This is a genomic window from Nonomuraea diastatica, assembly GCF_004349015.1.
Taxonomy (GTDB): Bacteria; Actinomycetota; Actinomycetes; order Streptosporangiales; family Streptosporangiaceae; genus Nonomuraea; species Nonomuraea diastatica.
On sequence record NZ_SMKP01000005.1, the window covers coordinates 112187 to 118679 of the forward strand.

9 protein-coding genes and 1 pseudogene are annotated in these 6493 nt (G+C 69.3%); 4 read left to right on the plus strand and 6 right to left on the minus strand.

From position 1 onward, the window contains the following. Window positions 1–56: 56 nt before the first annotated feature. Window positions 57–515: a GNAT family N-acetyltransferase gene (locus tag E1294_RS02985; protein ID WP_132504174.1), complete on the minus strand. Its 459-nt coding sequence runs from the start codon at window positions 513–515 to the stop codon at window positions 57–59. Window positions 516–799: 284 nt separating this feature from the next. Here E1294_RS02985 and E1294_RS54045 point away from each other — a divergent pair, with 284 nt between their 5' ends. Continuing rightward, window positions 800–1315 (plus strand): hypothetical protein, encoded by a 516-nt coding sequence (locus E1294_RS54045; protein ID WP_181958447.1) that lies wholly within the window; start codon window positions 800–802, stop codon window positions 1313–1315. On the opposite strand, the gene E1294_RS02995 is transcribed toward E1294_RS54045, so the two are convergent. Genes E1294_RS02995 through E1294_RS03005 form a run of 3 tightly spaced genes read right to left on the minus strand, consistent with a single transcriptional unit; the run spans window position 1240 to window position 3205 of the window. Beyond that, entirely contained in the window at window positions 1240–1548 is a 309-nt protein-coding gene (locus tag E1294_RS02995; RefSeq protein ID WP_132504175.1) for an NmrA family NAD(P)-binding protein, read from the minus strand. The genes E1294_RS54045 and E1294_RS02995 overlap by 76 nt on opposite strands. Beyond that, window positions 1545–2147 (minus strand): NAD(P)H-dependent oxidoreductase, encoded by a 603-nt coding sequence (locus tag E1294_RS03000; RefSeq protein ID WP_220447523.1) that lies wholly within the window; start codon window positions 2145–2147, stop codon window positions 1545–1547. The genes E1294_RS02995 and E1294_RS03000 overlap by 4 nt, the downstream gene beginning before the upstream one ends. Beyond that, the gene (locus E1294_RS03005) at window positions 2144–3205 is read right to left on the minus strand and encodes an LLM class flavin-dependent oxidoreductase (protein ID WP_132504176.1); all 1062 of its coding nucleotides are present in this window, start codon (window positions 3203–3205) and stop codon (window positions 2144–2146) included. Before E1294_RS03005 ends, E1294_RS03000 begins: the two co-directional genes overlap by 4 nt. A 197-nt stretch (window positions 3206–3402) precedes the next feature. Between E1294_RS03005 and E1294_RS03010 the strand changes: the two genes are divergently transcribed. The 3 genes and pseudogenes from E1294_RS03010 to E1294_RS57695 all read left to right on the plus strand — a co-directional run. Beyond that, window positions 3403–3990 (plus strand): MFS transporter, encoded by a 588-nt coding sequence (locus E1294_RS03010; RefSeq protein WP_165977051.1) that lies wholly within the window; start codon window positions 3403–3405, stop codon window positions 3988–3990. A 45-nt stretch (window positions 3991–4035) separates the two neighbouring features. Then, window positions 4036–4833, plus strand: a complete 798-nt coding sequence (locus E1294_RS03015; RefSeq protein ID WP_132504178.1) for a DUF1684 domain-containing protein — start codon at window positions 4036–4038, stop codon at window positions 4831–4833. A 94-nt stretch (window positions 4834–4927) separates the two neighbouring features. Further along, window positions 4928–5334, plus strand: a pseudogene (locus E1294_RS57695) (SDR family oxidoreductase); the annotation flags it as partial. 2 nt (window positions 5335–5336) lie between these two features. Here the strand turns inward: E1294_RS57695 and E1294_RS03025 are convergent. Together E1294_RS03025 and E1294_RS03030 are read right to left on the minus strand one after the other, a co-directional pair. Then, entirely contained in the window at window positions 5337–5675 is a 339-nt protein-coding gene (locus E1294_RS03025; protein WP_132504179.1) for an epoxide hydrolase N-terminal domain-containing protein, read from the minus strand. Between the two features lie 93 nt (window positions 5676–5768). After that, a partial coding sequence (locus E1294_RS03030) for a ZIP family metal transporter (RefSeq protein ID WP_132504180.1) occupies window positions 5769–6493 on the minus strand: 725 nt, incomplete at its 5' end.

The window sequence follows — 6493 nt, forward strand, 5'->3', positions numbered from 1 at the left end:
AGGACTCGATGTGGTGTCCCGCAGAGGCCGATGCCGTTTCCCTGCGGGATGTGGGTTCAGCGCGGGTGATAGTTGAGCGTTTCGAGGGGCCAGTGCGTGGACAGCCAGGCCGTCACGGCTTCGTACAAGGGCACGTCCAGTTCGGCTCGGTCGGCCCGGACCCACGAGGACACGTCAGCGCCGTGGTCGTCGCTGCCGGAGGGGTAGATGTAGACGCATCCGATCACGTCGCCGCCGGCCGCATCCAGGACGGTGTAGGTGAATCCGCGGCGCTGGGCGAAGTCGTTCGCGTGGCGTCGCAGGTCGGCGAGGTTCGCCTCCAGGGTCATGCCCTCCACGGGAGGCCATTTTCCGTCCGGGAAGCCCGGGGTCGCGCGGATGTGCTCGATGCTGCTGGTCCAGGCGGCGTGGTCGGCGGCGTTGTGCTGGGGTCCCAGGGGTTCCAGACGGAACTGTGGAGCGGCCAGGTGTAGGGGGACGACGAAGTCGTCGGGGACGAAGGCATGGTCGTTCATGAGGCCGAGGCTATGGGGCCGAGCTCATAGGTTGCATCTGGATTGATCCCGCCCCTCGCGCCGCTCGCCAACCGGCCTGTCGCCTCGGACATGGACGATGAGGGAAAATCCGGCGCGGCATCGAACCAGGCCGTGTGGTGGCGTCCACAAGATCACAGCATAAGAAGGGGCTTATGTGATCCTCTGGTTGAGGCGACCATGCCGCCGTAGGCGGGCCTTGCGCCAGTCGGCCGGGGGCCGCGCATGACGCAGGGCGCCCTCGCAGCCGTGAGCGTGGCCCCAGCATGGTGATCCGCAAACGCGCCCCACGCTCCACGCAGCGAGTCGACGTGACCCGCCTTCCCGACGACGTCGTGGCGCTCATCGACGCCCTCGAACCTGGTGAGAGCCTGGTCCTCACCCGTGACGGCGAGTCGATCGCGACGATCTCCAGCACCATTGACGTGATCCACGGTTCCATCGTCGACCGCGGCGCGCCAGACGAGGCCAACGATCAAACTCCGATCGACTACGCCGGTGTGACGGTCGTGGCCACCGCGATGGAGTTGTCGACCGCGGCGAGGGTTGCGCTGTCCACCCAGCACGGGGCGGACTACGCGCCCGAGCGTGCCCTGACCTGTCAGGTCTGCGCATCACGGATGTCCTTCCCGGTCTTGTCGGCGCCAGCCAATATCGTGCTTTTGTCGTTACCGGACGTAATGGGAGGTGGGTGTGCGCAGGTCGTTCAGAAGGGCATGTTCAGCACCTCGAGGAAGGCGCCGATGAGGACTGAGGTGGGTGCCACGGTGCTGGAGCGGTAAACTTCGGCGGCCTTCTTCCGGAGGTCGGCGAAGTCGTTGTCGCCGTGGTCGAGCCGGTCTATGCCGAGGGAGAAGCCCGAGGGGATCCAGCGCGGAACCCCGGCCTTCTCGGCGGCACGCACCAGGTTGAGCTGGCCGTCGATGATGACCTCCGCGTCGCCCTGGACGGCGGAGACGACGACGTCCACTCCCTGGAGGCGCCGGCTGTTCGCCGGTCCGCGGTCCTGTGTCACTCCCGCGCGGTCGCGCGAGCTCTGAGAAGGTCTGCGACGTCAGCGAGCCCGACCTCGACGCGTCCGTAGATGCGGGGGTTGAGCAGTGTCGTACCGTCGAAGTCCCCGGCGGAGGCGAAGAACGCGACCGGGATCGTCAACGCCTGGAAGAAGGCGAACAGGGGCCGCATGGCATGCTCCAGGACGAGCGCATGGTGGTCGCCTCCGCCCGTCGCGGCGAGGAGGACGGGCTTGTTCGCGAGCGCGTACTGGTCGACGAGGTCGAAGAAGTGCTTGAACATGCCGGGGTACGTACCGCGGAACACGGGTGCGGCGGCGATGAGGAGATCGGCGTCCTCGGCGAGCCGGAGCGAGTCTTCGACCTCGCGCGGGACGTCGTCACGCTCGATCGCTCCGGTGAATCCCGCGCCCAAGCGGTACACGTCGACCCGGGACACCTCGATGGGAAGCATGCCCTTCAGGGTGTCGAGGACGACGTCGACGAGTCCCATGGTCTTGGACGGCTCGCTGGGGCTGCCGTTGACGACGACGACTCGCAGGGCCGGGCCTCGCATGGGCGTGCCCGGATCCGCGTGGCCGGTTTGCGGGACGACGGTCATGCCACGCTCTTCTCACGCAGTGCGACCTCGCGGCGCACGACGGGTGCCACCTCGGTGCCGAGCAGTTCGATCGCCTCCAGATGCTCCTTCTGCGGCACGCCGCCGAAGCCCATCTGGATGATGACGCGGGTGATGCCGTACAGCTCGTGGTAGGTGAGCAGCTTGTCGATGAGCTCCTGCGGGCTGCCGACCAGCAGCCCGGCCGCGGGCGACGACTGCGCGTCGAACGCGGCCCGGGGGAGCCGGAGGCCGACGCCGCGCTGGTGGTTGTTCTCCATCATGCCTCTGGCGAAGGAGGGGTACATGGTGTCCCGCGCGCCCTGGCTGGTCCGCCCGACGAACCCGTGCGAGTTCATGCTGATCGGCAGCGCGTCCGCGTCGTGCCCGGCCTTGGCCGCGGCCGCTCGGTAGAGCTGGACCGTCTCCTCGTGGAAGGTCATCGGTCCGAGCAGCAGGGCCAGTGCCATGGGCAGGCCGAGGAGGCCGGTGCTGATCGCCGACGCGGGCGATCCGCCGACCCCGACCCAGATCGGGATGGTGCCGCCATCGGCGCGGGGTGCGACGTCGGCGTCGACCAGGGGCGCGCGGAAGCGGCCTGACCAGGTGAGCGGATTCTGGTCGCGGATCTTGAGCAGCAGGTCGAGCTTCTCGCGGAACAGGTCCGCGTAGTCCTTCAGGTCGTACCCGAACAGGGGGAAGGACTCGGTGTAGGAGCCGCGGCCGGCGATGATCTCGGCGCGGCCGGCGGACAGCAGGTCGATCGTGGCGAACTGTTCCCAGACGCGTACGGGGTCCTCCGAGCTGAGCACGGTGACCGAGCTCGTCAGCTTGATGTTCTCGGTCTTCTCCGCGGCGGCGGCCAGCAGGATGGCCGGCGCCGATCCGACGAAGTCGCTGCGGTGGTGCTCGCCGACGCCGAAGACGTCCAGGCCCGCCCGGTCGGCGACCTGCGCCTGCTCGATCGTCTCGCGGACACGCTGCCGCGGGGACGGCAGGGCCCCGGTTGCCGGGTCCTCCGTGAGCTCCCCGAACGTCATGATGCCGATCTCGAATGGCATGTCGTCTCCTTCCTCCGCCGGTCGGTGGCGCCGGTCGCCTCCGACCGCTGATCCGCACCTGCCAACCTGCCTGCGCAAGCAATTATTCCCGATGCTGTCCGGTGTCTGCGCCGCACGCTTGCCTCGGTAGGGGCCGGCCACGTGAGACCTCTGGTGCGAGCTCACATGCGTATATAGTTGCCTACGCAGGCAAATGGTTGGCATGCCTCACGGGGGTACGCCTGCTGATCCCGGCGGGCCAGGCCGGTTTCCTCTACTTCGCCGCGCTGTTCACCCAGAACGTGCTGGGCTTCACCCCGCTGCAGACGGGGTTGTCCGTTCTGCCCTTCAGCGCCGCCCTGCTCGTCATGAACCTGTTGACCGGCCGCCTGGTGCCGCGGAACGGAGAGCGGATCATCGGCTCCCTCGGGATGTCCGCCCTGCTCGCGGGGTTGTTGTGGATGTCGCGCATCGACGCCGCCGACACCTTCGCCAGCGGCCTGCTCGGGCCGTTCGTCCTGCTCGGGATCGGCGCGGACCTGACCGTCGCGCCGCTCACCGCCGTCATCATGCACCAGGCGCCGCCCGCCCACCTCGGCGCCGCCTGCAGCCTCAACCAGGCCATGCAGCAGCTCGGCGGCGCGCTCGGCCTGGCCGTGATGACCACCGTCTACGGTGCCGCCGCGGCCGGAGCCGGGGAAGCGAGGGCGATCGCGACCGCCCTCACCGCCGGGGTCGTCTTCCCCCTGCTCGCCCTGACCCTCTTCGCCACCTGGGCCCGCCCCACCACGACCCCGCACTCCTGACCGACACCCGGACAAGAAAAGCCGTACGAGAAAGCGAGAACCACCATGAGTGACACGCACGTTCCCACCAGCCCGCAGGAGTTCACGCGCGCCTGGAAGGAGTGGAGGGCCGGATGGGAGCAGTGGCTCACCCAGCCCCTGGGCTGGCTGGCCGCCACCTCGCACGCATGGCTCGACGACACGCCCCGGAACCATCCCCCGCTGCCCGGCCGGTGGTGGCAGAGCGGGGACGCCATCCACATCGACCCCCAGGGCACCCCGATGACCTTCGACGGGGGAACCTTCACCACCGAACGCCGGTTCGCCCTCGCCGACGCCCCCGACGACCTCCGGGTCACCGTGGGCGAACGGGAGGTGGGCATCACCTACCGCGGCACGTACCTGATCGTCACCTACGACCCGAGCTCACCGGCCCGGCACGGCTTCGACGGCGTGCCCACGTACGAACCCAGCCAGAAATGGCTCATCCCGGGCCGCATCGAACACTTCGACACGCCGGCGTCCATCACGCTCGAGTCCGTGGGCTGGGGCGCCCACAGCCACAACACGCCCGGCCTGATGCGCTTCGAGTACGCCGGCACTGAGCACACCCTCCAGGTGCTCAGCACACACGGGATGTTGCTCACCGTCTTCACCGACGCCACCAGCGGCGTCACCACCTACGGAGCCGGCCGCTCCCTGGACATCCCCGCCCCCGACGCCGACGGCAACGTGACGCTCGACTTCAACCGCACCGTCAACCTGCCGTGCGCGTTCAGCGAGCACTTCCCCATCTGCCCGCTGCCGCCATCGGCCAACCGGCTGCCCTTCGCGATCGAGGCCGGAGAGCGGACACCCCACTGACGCGGACCGGCACGGCGCCACCTTGTGCGTGTGGTGCCGCCCGCGCCCGACCAGACCTTCACCCGCCACGCATCGATGAACGAGGAGATCACGCATGGCGGCCGACCCCATCAGGGACCTGATCATCGTAGGTCAGGTCCCGCCGGTTACACCGCTGCCGTCTACGCGGCGCGGGGGCAACCCGAACCGCTGGTGTTCGAGGGCAGCCAGTTCGGCGGTGCACTGATGACGACCACGGAGATCGAGAGCTTTCCCGGCTTCCGCGAGGGCATCATGGTGCAGGCCCCGATCGCCAGCTTCGACCTGGCCGAACTCGACCGCGTGCACCGTACCAACATCCGTGGCACTTTCGTCGTCTCCCAGCTCGCGGCCAGCCGGCCGCGCGGCGGCGGCGCTCTGATCAACTTCTCGACCAGCGTCACGCGAACCCGGCCGCCCACCTACCGCGCGTACGCCGCCAGCAAGGCCACGGTGGAGGGCATGACCCTGATCCTGGCCCGGCGTCATGGCGCCCCGCTTCTGGAGAACGGCCGGGGCTGAAGACGGAGAGGGACGGTGGTCGCGGAAGAAAAGGAGCTGGGCCAGCCGTGCGTGAGGATGATCGGCAGCGCGTCCGGGTGCTCGCCGTCGAAGCGGAGGTAGTGCACCGGTGTTCCGCCGAGATCCGCGAGATGTGACGGCAGCGCGTCGATGGCGGTTTCGTGGGCTCGCCAGTCGTAGCCGGAGGCCCAGTACGCGACGAGGCGGCGGAGTTCCGCGGTGTCGGTGCCGGCCTCCCAGCGGTCCACAGGCCAGGGCTGGGCCCATCGTGTGGCCTTCAAACGGGCGCGGAGCTCGTCCAGTTCCGTGTCCCGTGGCCACCCGCATGGCGACCGAGAGCGGCACCGCCACCGCCGACGACCCCCAGCGCGCTGCCGACACCTCCGATCGCACGTTCAACCACCGGCCTTCGACACGGCGAACGCGAGCAGGAAACCGGCCAGGGTGATGAGACCGGTCATGAGGTGCGAGGACTCGAACGCCTCGGGGATCATGGTGTCGGCGATCATGGTCAGAATCGCTCCGCCGGCCAGCGCGATGATGCCCGCCAGCACGGCCGCGGGCGCCTGCCCCAGGAGCGCGTACCCGGCCAGCGACGACAGGCCGCTGACCCCGGCGATCCCGATCCACAGCCCGAACACGTACGTCCTGGATCGCCCGGCTCGGCGCATGCCGGCCGCGCTGGACAGGCCCTCGGGCACATTGCTGATGAACACCGCCGCCACGGTCACCATGCTCACCGCACCCCCGCCGAGCAGGCTCGCCCCGATGACCAGCGACTCGGGCACCCCGTCGAGCACCGCGCCCAGCGCGATCGCCGTCCCCGACCCCTCCTGCTGCGACGGATGCCGGTCACCGGAGCGCTTGCGATGCCTGGCTCCACCCCGGGCCAGCAGGATGTTGCAGACCGTGTAGAGGACCGCGCCGGACACGGCTCCCACCACCGTGGGCGCCAGCCCTCCGCGGTGGTGGGCTTCTTCGATCAGCTCGTACGACACCGCGGATATCAGCACCCCGGCGCCGAACGCCATCACCGACGCGATCAGCCGTTGCGGCATCCGAACCGTGTACCCGGCCAGCGCTCCGAGCACGAGCGCGAACCCGGCCAGCAGCCCCCACC

Excerpts from the sequence above, each read along its gene's own strand:
- E1294_RS02985 (WP_132504174.1), bottom strand. The coding sequence starts at position 515 with ATGAACGACCATGCCTTCGTCCCCGACGACTTCGTCGTCCCCCTACAC.
- E1294_RS54045 (WP_181958447.1), top strand. The coding sequence starts at position 800 with ATGGTGATCCGCAAACGCGCCCCACGCTCCACGCAGCGAGTCGACGTG.
- E1294_RS03000 (WP_220447523.1), bottom strand. The coding sequence starts at position 2,147 with ATGACCGTCGTCCCGCAAACCGGCCACGCGGATCCGGGCACGCCCATG.
- E1294_RS03005 (WP_132504176.1), bottom strand. The coding sequence starts at position 3,205 with ATGCCATTCGAGATCGGCATCATGACGTTCGGGGAGCTCACGGAGGAC.
- E1294_RS03015 (WP_132504178.1), top strand. The coding sequence starts at position 4,036 with ATGAGTGACACGCACGTTCCCACCAGCCCGCAGGAGTTCACGCGCGCC.